General features: G+C 61.6%; 16 protein-coding genes. 10 read left to right on the forward strand and 6 right to left on the reverse strand.

Going from position 1 to position 18,365, the window contains the following annotated elements; translation table 11 throughout:
- Positions 1 to 191 precede the first annotated feature (191 nt).
- The 3 genes from GFM02_RS28750 (at position 192) to GFM02_RS28760 (ending at position 3,668) form a co-directional block, all read left to right on the forward strand.
- Positions 192 to 1,577, forward strand: coding sequence for an aldehyde dehydrogenase family protein (locus GFM02_RS28750; RefSeq protein ID WP_168323531.1), 1,386 nt, complete (start codon positions 192 to 194; stop codon positions 1,575 to 1,577).
- Complete coding sequence (locus GFM02_RS28755; RefSeq protein ID WP_168323532.1) at positions 1,574 to 2,725, forward strand: iron-containing alcohol dehydrogenase; 1,152 nt, start codon at positions 1,574 to 1,576, stop codon at positions 2,723 to 2,725. The genes GFM02_RS28750 and GFM02_RS28755 overlap by 4 nt, the downstream gene beginning before the upstream one ends.
- A gap of 229 nt (positions 2,726 to 2,954) precedes the next feature.
- Positions 2,955 to 3,668: a ParA family protein gene (locus GFM02_RS28760; protein WP_168288012.1), complete on the forward strand. Its 714-nt coding sequence runs from the start codon at positions 2,955 to 2,957 to the stop codon at positions 3,666 to 3,668.
- Positions 3,669 to 3,741: 73 nt separating this feature from the next.
- On the opposite strand, the gene GFM02_RS28765 is transcribed toward GFM02_RS28760, so the two are convergent.
- Positions 3,742 to 5,142 (reverse strand): L,D-transpeptidase family protein, encoded by a 1,401-nt coding sequence (locus GFM02_RS28765; protein ID WP_168323533.1) that lies wholly within the window; start codon positions 5,140 to 5,142, stop codon positions 3,742 to 3,744.
- Positions 5,143 to 5,501: 359 nt separating this feature from the next.
- On the opposite strand from GFM02_RS28765, the gene GFM02_RS28770 reads away from it, so the two are divergent.
- The 3 genes from GFM02_RS28770 (at position 5,502) to GFM02_RS28780 (ending at position 7,168) form a co-directional block, all read left to right on the forward strand.
- Positions 5,502 to 6,341, forward strand: coding sequence for an aldose 1-epimerase family protein (locus GFM02_RS28770; RefSeq protein ID WP_168323534.1), 840 nt, complete (start codon positions 5,502 to 5,504; stop codon positions 6,339 to 6,341).
- 71 nt (positions 6,342 to 6,412) lie between these two features.
- The gene (locus GFM02_RS28775) at positions 6,413 to 6,751 is read left to right on the forward strand and encodes a TIGR01244 family sulfur transferase (protein ID WP_017961334.1); all 339 of its coding nucleotides are present in this window, start codon (positions 6,413 to 6,415) and stop codon (positions 6,749 to 6,751) included.
- A 72-nt stretch (positions 6,752 to 6,823) separates the two neighbouring features.
- Positions 6,824 to 7,168, forward strand: a complete 345-nt coding sequence (locus GFM02_RS28780) for a RidA family protein (RefSeq protein ID WP_131639520.1) — start codon at positions 6,824 to 6,826, stop codon at positions 7,166 to 7,168.
- Positions 7,169 to 7,311: 143 nt separating this feature from the next.
- Here GFM02_RS28780 and GFM02_RS28785 read toward each other — a convergent pair whose 3' ends face one another.
- From GFM02_RS28785 to GFM02_RS28800, 4 genes are read right to left on the reverse strand one after another with little or no spacing between them, the layout of a single operon-like run.
- A complete protein-coding gene (locus tag GFM02_RS28785) occupies positions 7,312 to 8,970 on the reverse strand; it encodes a thiamine pyrophosphate-binding protein (RefSeq protein WP_168323535.1) in 1,659 nt (552 codons plus the stop codon).
- Positions 8,971 to 8,983: 13 nt separating this feature from the next.
- Positions 8,984 to 10,186 (reverse strand): CaiB/BaiF CoA transferase family protein, encoded by a 1,203-nt coding sequence (locus GFM02_RS28790; RefSeq protein WP_168323536.1) that lies wholly within the window; start codon positions 10,184 to 10,186, stop codon positions 8,984 to 8,986.
- A gap of 39 nt (positions 10,187 to 10,225) precedes the next feature.
- Positions 10,226 to 11,182 carry a DMT family transporter gene (locus tag GFM02_RS28795; RefSeq protein ID WP_168272126.1) on the reverse strand — a complete coding sequence of 319 codons (957 nt, stop codon included), beginning with the start codon at positions 11,180 to 11,182 and terminating at the stop codon, positions 10,226 to 10,228.
- A 32-nt stretch (positions 11,183 to 11,214) separates the two neighbouring features.
- Complete coding sequence (locus GFM02_RS28800) at positions 11,215 to 12,144, reverse strand: alpha/beta fold hydrolase (protein ID WP_168323537.1); 930 nt, start codon at positions 12,142 to 12,144, stop codon at positions 11,215 to 11,217.
- A gap of 159 nt (positions 12,145 to 12,303) precedes the next feature.
- On the opposite strand from GFM02_RS28800, the gene GFM02_RS28805 reads away from it, so the two are divergent.
- From GFM02_RS28805 to metF, 4 genes are all read left to right on the forward strand, one after another.
- Positions 12,304 to 13,062: a ribonuclease T2 family protein gene (locus tag GFM02_RS28805; protein ID WP_168323538.1), complete on the forward strand. Its 759-nt coding sequence runs from the start codon at positions 12,304 to 12,306 to the stop codon at positions 13,060 to 13,062.
- A gap of 98 nt (positions 13,063 to 13,160) precedes the next feature.
- The gene (ettA, locus tag GFM02_RS28810) at positions 13,161 to 14,810 is read left to right on the forward strand and encodes an energy-dependent translational throttle protein EttA (RefSeq protein ID WP_011652822.1); all 1,650 of its coding nucleotides are present in this window, start codon (positions 13,161 to 13,163) and stop codon (positions 14,808 to 14,810) included.
- A 162-nt stretch (positions 14,811 to 14,972) separates the two neighbouring features.
- A complete protein-coding gene (locus tag GFM02_RS28815) occupies positions 14,973 to 15,998 on the forward strand; it encodes an ArsR/SmtB family transcription factor (RefSeq protein ID WP_020050858.1) in 1,026 nt (341 codons plus the stop codon).
- Between the two features lies 1 nt (position 15,999).
- Complete coding sequence (gene metF / locus GFM02_RS28820) at positions 16,000 to 16,902, forward strand: methylenetetrahydrofolate reductase [NAD(P)H] (RefSeq protein WP_168323539.1); 903 nt, start codon at positions 16,000 to 16,002, stop codon at positions 16,900 to 16,902.
- Between the two features lie 480 nt (positions 16,903 to 17,382).
- On the opposite strand, the gene GFM02_RS28825 is transcribed toward metF, so the two are convergent.
- Positions 17,383 to 18,288: a DMT family transporter gene (locus GFM02_RS28825; protein WP_168323540.1), complete on the reverse strand. Its 906-nt coding sequence runs from the start codon at positions 18,286 to 18,288 to the stop codon at positions 17,383 to 17,385.
- Positions 18,289 to 18,365 lie beyond the last annotated feature (77 nt).

Genomic DNA, 18,365 nt, shown 5'->3' on the forward strand with positions numbered 1-18,365 from the left:
CGGTTGCTTGCCCGTCACGCTAGCCCTCTCCTCTTTTGAACGGGAGGGGACGTGCCCTGCGCGGGGTTTGCGGTTGAGGAAAACGGTGTTGCATATTCCCTTCCCCCCGCAGGCGGGGAGAAGGTGCCGGCCGGCGGATGAGGGCCCCGGCCCCACTCAAATTTTGAAGAATACGAGGACAGGAACAGATCATGGCAATGATCCAATGCATTTCACCGGTTGACGGTTCGGTCTATGCCGAGCGCGCAGCCCTTTCTCTCGATGCCGCCAAGGGCGTGGTGGCGCGCGCCCGCAAGGCGCAGAAAGCCTGGGCGAAACGGCCGCTCGAAGAGCGTGTGCAGCTGGTGCTGAAGGGTGCTGCGCGGCTGAACGAAATGTCCGACGTCGTCGTGCCGGAGCTTGCCTGGCAGATGGGCCGGCCGGTCAAGTATGGCGGCGAATACAAGGGTTTCAACGAGCGTTCCAACTATGTCGCTTCGATCGCGGCGGATGCGCTGGCGCCTGTTGTGGTCGAGGAGAGCGAGCGTTTCGAGCGTCGCATCGAGCGCGAGGCGCATGGCGTCGTCTTCGTCGTCGCGCCGTGGAACTATCCCTATATGACGGCGATCAATACGATCGCGCCGGCGCTGATGGCCGGCAATACCGTGGTGCTGAAACATGCCTCGCAGACGCTGCTGGTCGGTGAACGGCTGGTGCAGGCCTTCATCGAGGCCGGTGTTCCCGAGGATGTGTTCCAGAACGTATTCCTCGACCATGAAACGACATCGGCTTTGATTGCCGCCGGCAGCTTCAATTTCGTCAACTTCACCGGATCGGTCGAAGGCGGGCGCTCGATGGAGCGGGCGGCTGCCGGCACCTTCACCGGCCTTGGCCTCGAACTCGGCGGCAAGGATCCAGGTTATGTCATGGAGGACGCCGATATCGAGGCGGCCGTCGACACGCTGATGGACGGCGCGACCTATAATTCCGGCCAGTGCTGCTGCGGCATCGAGCGCATCTACGTGCATGAATCGCTCTATGACGCCTTCGTCGAAAAATCGGTTACCTGGGTGTCGAACTACAAACTCGGCAATCCGCTCGATTCCGATACGTCGCTCGGGCCGATGGCGCATAAGCGCTTCGCCAAGGTGGTGCGCGAGCAGATCGCCGATGCGATTTCGAAGGGCGCCAAAGCGCTTGTCGATCCCAAACTTTTCCCCGAGGATGACGGCGGCGCCTATCTCGCACCGCAGGTTCTCGTCGACGTCGACCATTCCATGGCCTTCATGCGCGAAGAGACTTTCGGTCCGGCGGTCGGCATCATGAAGGTGAAGAGCGACGAGGAGGCGCTCGCTTTTATGAACGACAGCCAGTATGGGCTGACGGCCTCGCTCTGGACCAGGGATGCCGAGCGGGCAGGGCGGCTCGGCCGCGAGATCGAAACCGGCACCGTTTTCATGAACCGCGCCGACTATCTCGACCCGGCGCTTTGCTGGACCGGTGTCAAGGAAACCGGCCGCGGTGGCTCGCTGTCGATCATCGGCTTCCACAATCTGACGCGTCCGAAATCCTTCCATCTGAAGAAAGTCACAGCATGAGCAGCAACATCACCGCAAACTGGAGCTATCCGACATCGGTCAAGCTCGGTCGGGGCCGCATCGCGGAAGTGGCCGACGCCTGCAAAAGCCTCGGCATCAAGAAGCCGCTGCTCGTCACCGACCGTGGCCTTGCCTCGATGGCAATCACCAAGACTGCGCTCGATATCCTCGAAGATGCCGGTCTCGGCCGCGCAATCTTTGCCGATGTCGATCCGAACCCGAACGAGAAGAACCTCGAAGCCGGCGTCAGGGCTTTCAAGGACGGCGGCCATGACGGCGTCGTCGCCTTCGGCGGCGGCTCCGGCCTCGATCTCGGCAAGTGCGTCGCCTTCATGGCCGGCCAGACGCGGCCGGTCTGGGATTTCGAAGATATCGGCGACTGGTGGACGCGTGCGAGCCTCGAGGGCATCGCCCCGATCGTCGCGGTGCCGACAACAGCAGGCACCGGTTCGGAAGTCGGGCGCGCCAGCGTCATCACCAATTCCGAAACGCATGTGAAGAAGATCATCTTCCATCCGAAGTTCCTGCCTGGCGTCGTCATCTCCGATCCTGAACTGACCGTCGGCATGCCGAAGATCATCACGGCCGGCACCGGCATGGATGCCTTCGCCCATTGCCTGGAGGCCTATTCCTCGCCCTTCTATCACCCGATGTCAGCCGGCATCGCGCTCGAAGGCATGCGGCTCGTCAAGGAATTCCTGCCGCGCGCCTATCGGGAAGGCACCGATCTGGAAGCCCGCGCCAACATGATGGCCGCCGCCGCCATGGGCGCGGTCGCCTTCCAGAAGGGGCTCGGCGCCATCCACGCGCTATCGCACCCGATCGGCGCCGTCTACAACACCCATCACGGCATGACCAACGCGGTGGTGATGCCCGCGGTGCTGCGCTTCAACCGCAAGGCGATCGAGGAGAAGATCGGCCGTGCCGCGGCCTATCTCGGCATTTCGGGCGGTTTCGACGGGTTCTACGATTATGTGCTGAAGCTCCGCTCCGAACTTGGCGTGCCGGAGACGCTGTCGGCGATGGGAATCGCTGACGACCGCATCGACGAATTGTCGGCCATGGCGATCGAAGATCCGAGCGCCGGCGGCAACCCGGTTGCAATGACACTCCAAAATACCAAGGCCCTGTTCAGGGATTGCTTCTGACAACATAAAAGCGGACCTACAGACTGGCCTGGAAAACCTCGGTTTTCCAGGCTTTTTTCGTTTCGGTGGCATCCCTATTTTTAGGGATGTGAAAAATACCGGCTGCAATTTCGCCGCGCGTGTTTCGAATTTGTTAACCATGATTAGAAAGGATGGATTAACCGCACGATGCTCCGACGGTGCGTAAGAGAGCGATTCCAGCTCGCACCATTCCTTCCGAGGACCGAACATGCCTGTCATCACATTCGCAAATACCAAGGGCGGCGCCGGCAAAACGACCGCTGTTCTGCTGCTCGCGACCGAGCTTGCCCGCAAAGGTTATCGCGTCACCATTCTCGACGCCGACCCGCAGCACTGGATTTCACGCTGGCACGAAATATCAGGTCATGTGCCCAATGTTTCGGTGATCGATTTCGTGACGACTGCGTCGCTGCCGCTGCATATCAGCGAGAACAAGCACAATACCGACTATTTCATCGTCGACCTGCCGGGTGCGCGCAATCCGCTGCTCGCCACCGCCGTCGGCCTTTCCGACCATGTGCTGATCCCCATTCAGGGCTGTGCGATGGATGCGCGCGGTGGCGCGCAGGTGCTCGAACTGCTGCAATATCTGGATGAGAAGGCCGGCATCAAGATCGGCCATTCGGTGGTGCTCACCCGCGTCAACTCGATGGTGACGACGCGGGCGCTGCAAGTCGTCAAGTCGCTGCTCAGCGAGCGGCATGTGCCGGTGCTCGATACGGCTATCATCGAACGCTCCGCCTTCCGCGACATCTTCGACTGTGGCGGCACGCTGCACACGATCGATCCCGCGCGCGTCAGCAACCTCGACAAGGCCCGGGAAAACGCCACCTGTTTTGCAGAAGAAATAATGCGCAAGCTGCCGGTGAGGCTGACGGCATCCGCCCGCGTGACGAGCCCGATGGTCCGCTCCGCCGCCTGAATATCCCCCACCTGAAACGACAAGGCCGCCGGAGCGATCCGGCGGCCTTGTCGTTGTTATCGTGATAATGATTTCAGTCGACGAACTCGACCGTCACTCCCGGCTTGACCATCTTGGCAAGCTCGGTGGCATCCCAGTTGGTCAGACGGATGCAGCCGTGGCTCTGGGTGCGGCCGATCTTCGAGGGCTCGGGCGTGCCATGAATGCCGTAGGTCGGCCTGGAAAGCGCCATCCAGACGGTGCCGACCGGACCGTTCGGGCCGGGTGGAATGTTGAGGATCTTGTCATTGGCGCCCTGCTGGAAATTGATCTTCGGATTGTAGGTATAACCGGGATTGAGGGCGACACGCTCGACGTTGACAGTGCCTGACGGTGAGGGGGTGTCGGTGGAGCCGATCGATGCCGGATAGGCGGCGAGAAGATTGCCGGCGCCGTCATAAGCGAAGACCTGCTTACGGCCCTTGTCGGCGATGATGCGGGCGACCGCGCCGCTCTTCGGCTCGCCTGGATTGACGACCTTGATGATGGTGCCGGGAACGGTGAAGTCGGCGCCGGCGTTCATCTCCTTGAGGAAAGCCTCATCCATGTGGAAACGCTCGGCGAGCATCTCGGTGGTCGAGGTGTAAGCCAGCGACGGCAGCAGCGCCTTATGCGAATAGTCTTCCGGAATCTCGGCGACGAAGGGGCCGGCCGCATCGGCCGGCGTGATCGTATAGCTGACGACGGGCAGCCCGCCGGTCATGCGCAGCTCTTCCAGAATGGCGTCGGTGTTGTTCGGATCGAGCTTCGAGCCGGTCATCTGATCGTAGGCATAGATCGCCTTGGTGACGTTCGAACCCATATGGCCATCGATGACGCCGGGAGAGACGCCGGCGCGGTCGAGGAAGACCTGCAAAGCGACGATCTCCGGCTTCGATTTGTTGTTCAGCGTGATGACAGGTTCATCGGGTGCGGCCTTCGGCTGATCGGCGGGCGGGATCTGCTGGTCGGGATCGATTGAGGCATAATCGTCGCCGGGCTGCGGATTGCCGATGCTGTTATCCTCGGGGTAGGGCTGGTCGCCGAGCGGCTGGCGCTCGATCGCGGCATCGCGTGGAATGCCGCCGGTGACGGCGCCGCGCTCGGAATAACGCGTATCGCCATAGGGATTGTTGTCGGAATAATAGGGGTCGTTGCCGTATTGGTCGTTATAGACTTCGCGCGGGCCGGGCCGCGGCGGATAGTAGCCGCGGGCGCGCATCTCGGTGGCGACGACGTTGCCATAGTCGTCGATCAACACACGATTGCCGCTACGGTCGCGTGCGTAGATATAACCGGCTGGAATATAGTCGAGGATTTCGCCGCTCGGCGTCACAAGCACGATATCGCTCTGGCGGCGATCGCGGAACTGCTGCGCGCCTGCCTCTGGCGCGGTAACCGCAATGGCGGCCACGACGGCCGCGAGGCAAAATGCCGACTTCAAAAAGCGATCCACGTATCATACCTCGAACAGTGACTGGGCAGACACACACCTGCGAATTTTGACGCTAGTGTGGAATTTATGAAAGCGTGCTGAACAAAATATGAAAATCACTAAGATTTCCTTTTACTCATAAACGTTTGCGTCCTTGTGTCAGTTCCGCAAAGTCCACGGTTGCGGCAAAAACACAAGATAGGAGCCGCACCGATTGACGAATGGCGGCGTGAAACCTAACGCTAGCGCATCGTCCTTTCCGAAAATCGGAATCGATTGTCGGAAAAGGACGATGCGACGATTCAAAGAGTTAGGGCGTCCTTTGTGCGTCCGGAAGGACGCACGGCGCTAAAGAGCCGATAATCCCTGAGGAGACCGCGATGATCGAATTTGCCGCCGCAAGCGGGCCGCGCCTGATGCTGGATGAAACATCGGTGCTGGATATCGGCGGATGCATCGTCGAAGGCGTCGACATCGCTCCGAAACGCGCCATTCCCGACGATGGCGATCCGCGAATCGATCACTCGCTCGAAGGCTTCCTGTTCACCTGCGGGCCGGACCATATCCGCCACCGCCAGCCGATCCCCGGCCGAGACGACGGCAAGGTCTATCCGCTGCACGGATCGGCCTCCGGTCATGCGGCGAAGGTGCTGTGGACGAAGTTCGAGAACGGCAATGCCGAATGCCGGGCCGATATCGACATCACCACCGTCGAGGGACTGCCGCAGCGCATCGAGCGGCTGTGGCGGATCGATGGGGCAACCGGCGAAGTGCGGCTCGAGGACCGGGTCGTCAATACGAGCGATCGGACGGTTCCGACCTTCCTGATGTACCACATGAACACCGGCGGCAAATGGCTGGACGAGGGCACGCGGCTCGAAGGCCGGATGCTGGAAAATGGAGGTTTCCCCTGGACGTTCGGCGAGGAGCCGGGCGGCATCTTCTGCGTCGCCGCGCCGGCGACGGAGGCGGGGTTTGCGGAGGTCCGCCTCGGACCGATCGCCGCAATCGGCGGCCGGACGCTGCGGGTGCGTTTCCGCGCCGACACGCTGCCCCATCTGCAGGTCTGGCGGAACCAGAAGGCGCCGGCCCACATCATCGGCATCGAGCCGGTTTCGCATCGCTGGATATCGCGCGACGAGCTTGAGGCAGCTGATGAGTTCGACATGCTGGCGCCCGGCGAGAGCCGCAGCTATGCGCTGACCTTTGCCTTCCTGTGAGCGAAGTGTTGTTGACGCTGGCACACCTCCGTCGTAGACCTTCAGCCCACGATTTTTGAGGAGACAAGAGGATGGATATTCGCCAGATCGACGATGAATATTCGGTTTCGGGCCAGATCACGCTCGAGGAACTCGACGAGATCAAGGCGCTGGGGTTCAAATCGATCGTCTGCCACCGTCCCGACCACGAAAGTCCCGACCAGACGTCGTTCTCCGTCATCGAGGCGCGCGCGAGGGAGCTAGGTCTCGAAATTGCCCATGTGCCTGTTGGGCCGATGGGCGTGACCGAGGAAGCCGTGCAGGGCATGGTCGACGCGCTCGACGAATTCCCGCGGCCGATGCTCGGCTATTGCCGTTCCGGCGCACGCTCGACGGCGATCTACCAGAAGACCCACCATATCCGCAATTGAGCCCCCGTTCCGGGCGCCATTTCCGGCGTTGAGCCCCAGCGCCACCACCTTCCATTCACTCAGGAGATTATGATGAGCATCAAGCGTATCGACGTCGGCTCGCGCATGAGCGGCGCCGTCATTCACGGCAATACAGTCTATCTCGCAGGCCAGGTCGGCGAGGGCGAAAGCGTCACCGATCAGTGCAAGTCCTCGCTTGCCGAAGTCGACCGCCTGCTGGCTGCATCAGGCAGCAGCAAGTCGAAGATCCTGCAGACGATCATCTACCTCGCCGACATCGCCGATTTCGCCGAGATGAACGCCGTCTGGGAAGGCTGGATCGATCCGGCCAATCCACCGGCCCGCGCCACCAGCGAAGCCAAGCTCGCTGCGCCGAAATACAAGGTCGAGTTCATCGTCACGGCCGCACTCGACTGAAGTCGCCGCGTCCCTAAAGCGCGTCGCGATCTTTCAGATTCGCTCCTTGCGCTTTAAGTCTTTGTTTTTACGCATGTCGTTGTCGCAAAACCGCTGCACATTTTTGCGCGACATGCTTTATCCTTCAAGGCCGGTGAGTTTTCTCACCGGCTTTTTGTTTGGGCGATTTCCGAGAGCGTGCGCGTCGGCGTAATCGCCTCTGGATCGAGCTTGACCTCGATGATCGCGGGTTTGCCGCTGGCGCGGGCGCGCTCGAAGGCCGGGGCGAAATCCGCCGTCGTCTCCACCGTCTCGCCGTGGCCGCCATAGGCTCGGGCAAGGGCTGCGAAGTCGGGATTGGTCAGATCGGTGCTGCTGACGCGGCCGGGATACTCGCGCTCCTGATGCATGCGGATCGTGCCGTAGATGCCATTGTTGACGACGACTGCGATGATCGGCAGGCCGTAGCGGATGGCGGTGGCGAATTCCTGGCCGTGCATCAGGAAGCAGCCGTCGCCGGCAAAGCAGATAACCTCGCGCTCGGGAAAGAGCCGCTTGGCAGCGACGGCGGCCGGCAGGCCGTAACCCATCGAGCCGGAGGTGGGGGCGGCTTGGGTGTTGAAGCGGCGAAAACGATGGAAGCGGTGCACCCAGGTGGCGTAGTTGCCCGCACCATTGGTGAAGATCGTCTCCGGCCCGGTATTGGCCTCCAGCCATTCCATGATCGGCCCCATATGGACGGCGCCCGGTCCGCTCAAGGGCGGCTTCGACCAGGCGAGATAGGCCTGGTGCAGGCGCGCGGTGCGCTCTGCCCAGAGCGGTTCGGCCGGCGCTTCCAGATCGGCGAGTGCTGCGACGAAATCGGCAGGTGCCGCGCAGATGGCAAGATCCGGGCGATAGATGCGGCCAAGCTCGGAAGCGTCGGGATAGATATGCACCAGCGATTGCTGGGGATAGGGGATGTCGATCAGCGTATAGGACGAGGACGGCATTTCCGACATGCGGCTGCCAAGCAGGATCAGCAGGTCGCTCTCTTTGATCTCCTTTGCTAGCGCCGGATTGATGCCGATGCCGACATCGCCGGCATAGCAGGGATGGAGATGATCGAACAGCATCTGCCGGCGGAAGGAGCAGCCGGTGGGCAGTTGGAAACGCTCGGCAAAGCTCTGAAAATCGGCGACGGCATCAGCATTCCAGCGTGTGCCGCCAAGGATTACCATCGGCCGCTCGGCTTTTAGCAGGCGGAGATAGAAATCGTCGATCTGGCGGCGGCCGGGATGGGCCTCGACGCTGGCATAGTGCCTGGCGCGGGGTGCCTCGACCTCATCGCGCAGCATGTCCTCCGGCAGCGTCAGCACGACAGGGCCGGGACGGCCGGAGGTTGCGACCGCAAAGGCGCGGGTGACGAACTCGGGAATACGGCCAGCATCGTCGATCTCACCCACCCATTTGGCGAATTCGGTGAAGGCGCGGCGGAACTCGACCTCCTGGAAGGCTTCGCGCTCGCGTGCTTCCCGCTGCACCTGGCCGATGAACAGGATCATCGGGATCGAGTCCTGCTTGGCGATATGCAGGCCGGCGGAGGCGTTGGTGGCGCCGGGGCCACGGGTCACCATGCAGATGCCGGGTTCGCCGGTCAGCCGGCCCCAGCAATCCGCCATCATTGCCGCTCCGCCCTCCTGGCGGCAGACGAGGACGTCGATATCGCTGTCGCGCAACGCGTCGAGCACGGCAAGGAAGCTCTCGCCGGGCACGCAGGAGAGACGCTTGACGCCGTTCGCCTTCAGCGCCTCGACGATCAGTTCCCCGCCCGTCTTCTTCATGACAATGCCTTCTTCATAACGATGCCTTTCTCTCGCGCTCGGCGAGTTCCGCCAGAATTTCTGCCTGGTGTTCGCCGAGACGCGGGCTCGGCCTGATATACCGCAGCGGCGTCTCCGACAGGACCACAGGCGTCCTGACACCGGGGATCACCGTTCCGGCTGCATCCGCAAGGTCGATGCGCAGGCCGCGAGCCTGTACCTGCGGATGGGCGAACATTTCCTCGATCGTGTTGATCGCGCCTGATGGAACCGCGTTCTCTTCACAGGCCTTCAGCAGATCCGCCTTCTGCCATTTCAACGTTTCGGTGGAGACGAGGCGCCGCACTTCGCCGCGATTGCCGACGCGGGCCTTGTTGGTGGCGAAACGCTCGTCGCCGGCGATGGTCTCCAGGCCAAGGATGGTGCAGAGGCGGCGGAACTGGCCGTCGTTTCCAACCGCGAGAATGAGGTAACCGTCCGCCGTCGGCACGACCTCATAGGGCGAGATATTGGGATGGGCATTGCCGAGGCGGGTCGGCGCCTCCCCGGAGACCAGGTAATTCATGTTCTGATTGGCGAGCACGGCCGATTGCACATCGAGCAGGGCCATGTCGACCAACTGGCCTTCGCCTGATTTCAGGGCATGGATCAGAGCGGCTTCGATCGCCGCGACGGCATAGATGCCGGTGAAGATATCGGCGATGGCGACACCTGCCTTCATCGGCTGGCCGCCAGGCTCCCCGGTAATCGACATGAAGCCGGACATGCCCTGGACGATGTAATCGTAACCGGCGAGGCTGGCATAAGGGCCGTTCTGGCCGAAGCCGGTGATCGAGCAATAGACGAGCTTCGGGTTGACTTTACGCAGGCTGTCATAATCGAGCCCGTATTTGACGAGGCCGCCGAGCTTGAAATTCTCGATCACCACATCGGCGGTGGAGACCAGGCGGCGGACGAGATCCTGACCTTCGGCGCTCTTCAGGTCGGCAGTGACGGAGCGCTTGCCGCGATTGGCAGCGTGGTAATAGGCGGCCGAGAGATTTTCGCCGTCGGCGCCTTCGACGAAGGGTGGTCCCCATTGGCGCGTATCGTCGCCGCCGTCGGGATTTTCGACCTTGATGACGTCGGCGCCGAGATCGGCGAGCATCTGTCCCGCCCAAGGGCCGGCGAGCACACGGGCAAGCTCGATCACCCGGATGCCGGCAAGCGGCGGTTTTTTCGTCACGGTCTCCGTCATGTTCCTCCGGGCTCTCGTTCTTAGATCTAGGGCTTAGATCTAGGGCGCCAGCGTCGCCTCTGATGTACCGGATACCGGTTTCGATGCAAAGCGACGCTCGCGCCAGACAATGTAGAAGCCCGACGCCATGATAATCATAATTCCGAGCCATTTGACCGCATCCGGGAAGTCGCCAAAGACCAGCCAGGCGAAGATCGTCGCTGAGACGATCTCGAAATATTGCAGCGGTGCGAGCGTCGAGGCTGGTGCTGCGCGATAGGCATAGACGCCGAGGATGCCCGATATCGCGGCCATGGCGCCGACGCCGGCGACATAGAACCAGGCGCGGCCATCCGGCATGACCGGGTCGAAGATATCGGAGCCGGTTCCCTGGCCCAGGAAAAGCAGGATGGCGCAGAAGAGCAGGCCCCAGATGCTCATCTGGAACTGCATCGCCCAAGGGTCCTCCCTGTGCGAGAGGACGCGCGTCATCAGCACGAAGATGGCAATGCAGAGCGCGCTGACGACAGGCAGAAGCGCGATGTAGCCGACTTCTTCGAAACTCGGCTGGATGATCAGCATCGCCCCGAAGAAGCCGACGCCGCAGGCGCTGTAGCGCCGCCAGCCGATCGTCTCCTTCAGGAAGATACCGCCGAGGATCGTCAGCATGATCGGCTCGACGAAGAAGATCGCAATCGCGTCGGCGACCGCCATATATTTCAGCGTGGTGACGAAGGAGATCATCGAGACAGTGATTATCGCGCCGCGGATGGCATGGAACAGGTTTTGGCGCCAGGAAAAATCGGCAAAGCTGCGCCGCCATATTACAATCGGCAGCATGCAGATCGCCTGTACGGCAAAGCGGCCGGCGGTGATCTCCGCGGACGGGACTGTGACGATGGCAAGCTTGGCGAAAATATCGATGAGCGGCGAGAACATCACCGAGATAAACATCAGCACAAGCCCCATCGTCACGTCGGAGGCGGACGAAACGCGGCGGGCGGAGGTGCTGTTCATGATGAAATCCCTGTACTCAGGATATTGGTCACTCAGGATCTTGCGACGGCCCTGTCGCACCAGTCCGCAAAGGCTGCGATCGCCGCATCCGCGCCGATCTCATTCAGTGTTTCGTGCCGCACGTCCTGATATATCTCAGTGCTGATACGGGAGAAGCCTCGGCCTTTCAAATGGTTTGACAGCCAGAGCACGGCTTTTCCACGCTCCGTCGCCGGGTCTTCTCCGCCGCCGACGAGATGGATCGGCATGTTCCGAGGCAGCCGGTCGAGGTGGATTTTCTGCGGCGCCCGGAAGGTCAACTCGAAGAGATCGAGCCAGAGGGAGACCGAGGCATCGAAGCCGCAGAGCGGATCGGCGACATATTTGTCGACTTCATCAGGAAGACGCGACAGCCAGTCGAACTCGGTGCGGCGCCCGGGGATGGATTTGCCCCAGGTGCCGAAGGTGAGTTTGGGCAAGAGGCCGCTCGGCACGTCGGAGCCCTTCAACATGCGCTCGGCAAGCAGGATCGCCTGGGCGGCTCGGCCGGCGAGACCGACGGCGAAATTCGAATTCCAGACGGCGACGGCATCGAAGTCGGCCGGAGCCGTGACGGCAGCATTGAGGGCGATGAGGCCGCCCATCGAATGGCCGAAAAGGATCACCGGCAGACCGGGATGGCGGGAGGCCGCATGGCCGCGCATGGCGATGACGTCGCCGATCACTCGTTCGACGCCGCCGCGGCGGGCGAAGCGGCCGATCGGCGCATCGGGCGCCGCCGTCTCGCCGTGGCCGCGATGATCATGGGCATAGACGTGATATCCGCGCGCCGCCATCGTCTCGGCAAAGACGCGGTATCGTTTCGAGTGTTCGGCCAAGCCATGCGATATCAACAGGATGCCGCGTGCCGGGGTGATCGCCTCAGCATGGTGATAGGCCAGCGACGCCACTGGCACGGCGAGCCTTTGCGTTTCAGAAAACATGTGGGTCCTCCCGGCGGCAACAGACCAGATCGCCGGGTAATTGCAACATGGGCATTTGATTATCTGATAACAATTTGCAGCCGTGTTGCGATTCAGGGTTGCGGCCTTTTGATTTTGATGCTTATTTGTTCCTGTATTGTTCTTTTTTTGGGGGTTGAAATGAGCAGCATGCAGTTGCGTACCTTGTCGTTCGCCGTGTCAATGGTTATTGCCGGCGCCGCCGTGGCGCAGGAGGCTGGCGGGGCTGGCGGGGCTGGCGGGCGCACCCGCTTCATTCTGGCGGCGAGCTGGCAGCCGGCCTTTTGCCAGACGAACCAGAAGAAGGCCGAGTGTGCGAGCCAGACCGGCGAGCGCCCCGATGCGACGAGCTTTTCGTTGCACGGACTTTGGCCGATGCGGCAGGATTATTGCGGCGTGAGCGCCGAGCAGAAGGCCGCCGACAAGGATGGCGACTGGAACAAGCTGCCGGAGGTCACGCTTGCGGCCGAGACGAAGACGGCGCTGGCAAAGGCGATGCCCGGCACGCAATCCGGCCTGGAACGCCATGAATGGGTGAAGCATGGCACCTGCACGAAGATGAGCGCCGACGACTATTTCGGCGTCGGCGTGCATCTCGTAAGCGCGCTCAACGCGTCGGCGGTGCGCGATCTTTTCGCTGCCAATATAGGGAAGCCGGTCAAGGCCGACGCGATCAAGGCGGCTTTCGACAAGAGCTTCGGGCCGGGTGCCGGCGACCGCGTCAAGATGAGCTGCCGGCGGGCCGGCAATGTCAGGATGATCAGCGAGCTGACGATCGGGCTTTCGGAAGCCGCGGGGGCGGCATCGGCGAAAAGTGCCGGCCTCGCCGATCTGATCCAGGGCGCTGGAAAAACATCGTTCGGCTGTGACGAGGGCGTCGTCGACGCTGCGGGCTTTTGACCGGAAATCCTGAGTAAACCGGGTTTCGGCGTTGCCCGCAGGCGCTGTTTCGCCTACATAGCGGCACAATCGAAGTTTCCCGCCCGGAGCAGCGCAGCATGGCACGTCAGTTCATCTATCATATGTCCGGCCTCAACAAGGCCTATGGCAACAAGAAGATCCTGGAGAATATCCACCTTTCGTTCTACCCGGATGCCAAGATCGGTATCCTTGGTCCGAACGGCGCGGGTAAATCCACCGTGCTGCGCATCATCGCAGGCCAGGACAAGGAGTATACCGGCGAAGCCTGGCTCGCCGAAGGTGCGACGGTCGGCTATCTGGAGCAGGAGCCGCATCTCGATCCCAACAAGACGGTGTTCGAGAATGTCATGGAAGGCGTTGCCTCGAAGACGGCCGTCCTCGATCGCTACAATGAATTGATGATGAACTATTCCGACGAGACGGCGGAAGAGGGCGCCAAGCTTCAGGATGTCATCGACAGCCAGAATCTTTGGGATCTGGAAAGCCAGGTCGAGATGGCTATGGAAGCCCTGCGCTGCCCGCCGCGCGACGCCGAAGTCACCAGCCTTTCCGGCGGTGAGCGCCGCCGTGTCGCGCTCTGCCGCCTGCTGCTTTCGCAGCCGGATCTGCTGCTGCTCGACGAACCGACCAACCACCTGGACGCCGAAACCATCGCCTGGCTCGAAAAACATCTGCGCGACTATCCGGGCGCCGTGATGATGATTACCCACGATCGCTACTTCCTGGACAACGTCACCGGATGGATCCTCGAACTCGACCGCGGCCGTGGCATTCCTTACGAAGGCAACTACTCGGCCTACCTGCAGGCGAAAGCCAAGCGCATGCTGCAGGAAAGCCGCGAAGACGCATCGCGCCAGAAGGCGATCAGCCGCGAACAGGAATGGATCGCGTCCAGCCCGAAGGCTCGTCAGGCCAAGTCCAAGGCGCGTATCAAGTCCTACGAGCAACTGGTGGATGCCGCCGAAAAGCAGCGTCCCGGCGACGCCCAGATCATCATTCCGGTCAGCGAGCGCCTCGGCCAGGTGGTCATCGAGATGGACGGCATCACCAAGGGTTTCGAGGGCCGCACGCTGATCAACGACCTGTCGATCAAGCTGCCGCCAGGCGGCATCGTCGGCATCATCGGCCCGAACGGCGCCGGCAAGACGACGCTATTCAGGATGATCACCGGCCAGGAAACGCCGGATGGCGGTTCGATCCGCATCGGCGAGACCGTGCATCTCGGTTATGTCGACCAGAGCCGTGACACCCTTGCGGCCGACAAGACGGTCTGGGAGGAAATCTCCGGCGGCGCCGAAATCATCAAGCTCGGCAAGTTCGACATGAATTCCCGTGCCTATTGCGGCGCCTTCAACTTCAAGGGCGGCGATCAGCAGCAGAAGGTCGGCAATCTCTCTGGTGGTCAGCGCAACCGTGTTCACCTTGCCAAGATGCTGAAGGCCGGCGGCAACGTTCTGCTGCTCGACGAACCGACCAACGACCTCGATACGGAAACGCTGGGTGCCTTGGAAAACGCGCTGGAGAACTTCGCCGGCTGCGCCATCATCATCAGCCACGATCGCATGTTCCTCGACCGCCTGGCGACGCATATCCTCGCTTTCGAAGGCGACGGCCATGTCGAGTGGTTCGAAGGCAACTTCGAGGATTATGAACAGGACAAGGTTCGCCGCCTCGGCCCCGATGCCCTCAACCCGGGCAGCCAGGCCCACAAGCGCCTGACACGCTGATTTCACTCATTTTTCTTTGCAAAAGCCCCGGTTCGGCCGGGGCTTTTTCACGTCACGCCTTGTCGCAATCTGAGCAGCCAATTTCGCGGAGAGTGCGAATTGCCGCTTGCCACGGCTTTTCAAATCACATAAAGATATCTTTATATCTTGATTGGATCAAAGATGAGCGAACCGTTGAAGCTTGGACTGGATGCGCTGGTGGACGTCTTGAAGGCGGCCGGCGAGCCCACGCGCCTGCGTCTTCTGGCGCTTCTTGACGGCGGCGATCTGACGGTGACCGATCTTACCGAAATTCTCGGCCAATCCCAGCCCCGCATCTCGCGCCACCTGAAGCTGCTTGGCGAGGCCGAACTGATCGAACGCTACCAGGAGGGCGCCTGGGCCTATTTCCGTCTCAAGCAAGACGGTAAGGCCGCTATGCTGGTGCGGGCGTTGCTGAAGCATGTTTCCGAGAACGATCCGACCATCCTTCGTGACGGCGAGCGGCTTTCGCAGGTCAAGCGCCAGCGCGCCGAGCGGGCACAGGCCTATTTCAGCCGCAACGCGGCCGAATGGGACGAGCTTCGCCGCCTGCATGCGGCCGATGAGGAGGTCGACGCTGCCGTCATCCGGCTGCTCGGCAGCCAGCCGATCGACTCGCTGCTCGATCTCGGCACCGGCACCGGCCGCATCCTCGAACTCCTGTCCGGGCTCTACCGCCGGGCGACCGGCGTCGATGCCAGCCGCGACATGCTGAGCGTGGCGCGCGCCAATCTCGACAAGTCCCGCATCACCAAGGCCACCGTGCGCCACGCCGATATCCTGAACCTGCCTTTCGAGGGACAGGATTTCGATCTGGTGACGATCCATCAGGTGCTGCATTTCTTTGATCAGCCAGAGATTGCGATCGCGGAAGCGGCGCGCATGCTCCGGCCGGGCGGCCGGCTCGTGGTCATCGACCTTGCGCCGCACACGCTCGAATATCTCCGCGACGAGCATGCGCATGTCCGTCTCGGCTTTTCGCACCAGGCGATGTCCGACTGGTTGCGCAAGGCCGGGCTCGACGTCGAGCAGGTCGTCGATCTTCATCCGGGTCAGCAAAGCGGGCAGGGGTTGACGGTCACCGTCTGGCTCGCGCGCGATCCGAGGCGCCTCATGGCTTCGCAGACGAGCGAAGGCGCCGAACCTACATTTGCCGGGAGGGTATGACATGGCTTTGAAAAACGATGCGCGCGGTCGCAACATCAGGGTCTCTTTCGAATTTTTCCCGCCGAAATCGGAGGAGATGGAAGGGCAGCTCTGGCATACCGTCAGCGAACTGCAGGACTGGGACCCGGATTTCGTGTCGGTAACTTATGGCGCCGGCGGCACCACCAGAGCGCCGACGCTGACCACGGTCACGCGCTTCCTATCGCAGACGCCGCTTGCCACCGCTTCGCATCTCACCTGCGTCGGCGCGACGAAGGAAGAGACGCATCAGGTGGTCGACACCTTCCGCAAAGCCGGCGTGACGCATTTCGTGGCGCTGCGCGGCGATGCGCCCGGTGGTGCCGGCGCGCCCTACCAGCCGCATCTCGGCGGTTATGCCAATGCGGCGGAGCTGGTGGCCGGCCTGAAGGAAATCGGCGATTTCGAGATTTCGGTTTCCGCCTATCCGGAAAAACACCCGGAAAGCCGCGATACTGCGGCCGATATCGACATGCTGAAGCGCAAGGCCGACAATGGCGCCGACCGGGCGCTGACGCAGTTCTTCTTCGACAACGACAATTTCGAGCGCTACCTGGAACGGGTGCGCGGTGCCGGCATCTCGATCCCTGTCGTGCCCGGCATTATGCCGATCCAGAATCTGACGCAACTGAAGCGTTTCGCCGGGGCTTGCGGCACTGTTATCCCCGCCTTCCTCGACGAGCGCTTCGCGGGCTTCGACGACAAGCCCGAGGAGCGGGCGAAGGTCGCCGCCGAAGTCGCTGCCGAACAGATCGAAGATCTAGTCCGGCGCGGCATCCACGACTTCCATCTCTATACGATGAACCGTGCGCCGCTGGTTTCCGCCGTGCTCGACAATCTCGGCCTCTCCCGCCGGCAAACAAAAAGTGCTGGCGCAGCCGCCTGATCTTTGCGCGTCTGAAAGACGCGCGGCGCTGTAAAAGTGAAAAGCGCATGTCGGGCGGGACATGCGCTTTTTCGTTGGCGGATTGATCAGTTATTCAGGAGTTTAGGCACTATCAGTCATTACACTTTCGTCGGCCAGCTCAGATGAAGAGCATGGACAAGACGAAAGCAAACGCTGCACTGACCAACAGAACATTCAAGGATTGCGTGAGTCCCATGTCTGTCTCCTCGCGTTAACCGGCCGATAATATGTCTGAAATATGTCGGTTGGGAAGCAGATCTTATGCTGCGCTGCAGAAGGGTTCAGTGGATAAGTCGAATAGCGTTTCGGCAAGTATTTGAAATTATTTGTTAATTTTCAACAGATTTTTGTTCACAGATTTTAACATGCCGTTAAATCGGGCGATTGCGCATTTACCTATGCGCCCAAAACATGGCGGGATCGCAACCGGTTGAAAACATGTGGAATTCGCAACCGGTTTCAGGCGGCCTTGGCCAGCAGGCGATAGGCGCGGCCGTCGAGAATGACGAGGCCGAAACCGATCAGCGCCATGCCGGCAAACTCGCTCAGTGCCAGCCTTTCTCCGAGGAAGAGCACGCCGAGAAGGATGGCGCTCGGCGGCACCAGCAGGGTGACGAGCGAGGCATTGGTGGCGCCGGCCGTCGCCATGATCCGGAAATAGAGGATGTAGCCGAAGGCGGTCGACAGCAGCGCCAATGCCAGGATGGCGAGGAGGGCATCAAGCGGCGGTGCGGCAAGCGCCCAGGGACGATCGGCCAGCAGCGACAGCGGCAGCGCAATCAGCGAAGAGGCGGTCAACTGGCCGGCTGCGGTAACAGGGGCGGGAACATTCTTGAAGCGTTTGCCGTAAGTGGCTGCGAAACCATAGGAGATCGCGGCAAGTACGGGAAGAAGCAGCGCCCAGAGCGGGGCTTCGCCACCGGCCGACATGCCGGGGCCGATCAGCACGATCGTTCCGATCAGGCCAACGAGGCAGCCGGCGATCTTTGCCGGCGACAGCTTCTCGTCTGAGGTGAAGTAGTTGGCGATCAGCACGGTCCAGATCGGCGTCGTCGCATTCAGGATCGCCGCAAGACCGGCGCCGATGCGGGTCTGGCCGAAGAAGATCAGCGCATGCGGCAGGGCATTGTTGATGAGTCCGAGGATCAGGAATTCGCGCCAGCGGGCCTTGAGGATCGCATAGAAGTCGAAACGGCCGGCGATATAGAGATGCAGCGCCAGCGCCGCGAGCAGCAGCCTGAAGAAGACGAGGGTCAGCGGCGGAACGTGCTGGACGGCAATACGGGCAAAGAAGAAGGAGCCGCCCCAGATCAGGCCGAGCAGGACCAGTAGCGCCCAGGTCCAGGCATTCATTCTGCTGTCCATGCCGATTCCTCCATCGCAAGCCGCTCGTTTTGCCGAAAGCCGGCACCGGATTTCGGCTTGATGCTTTAGCGCAGGTG

Origin of the sequence: Rhizobium leguminosarum bv. viciae (genome assembly GCF_012276115.1) — a bacterium.
Taxonomy (GTDB): Bacteria; Pseudomonadota; Alphaproteobacteria; order Rhizobiales; family Rhizobiaceae; genus Rhizobium; species Rhizobium leguminosarum_T.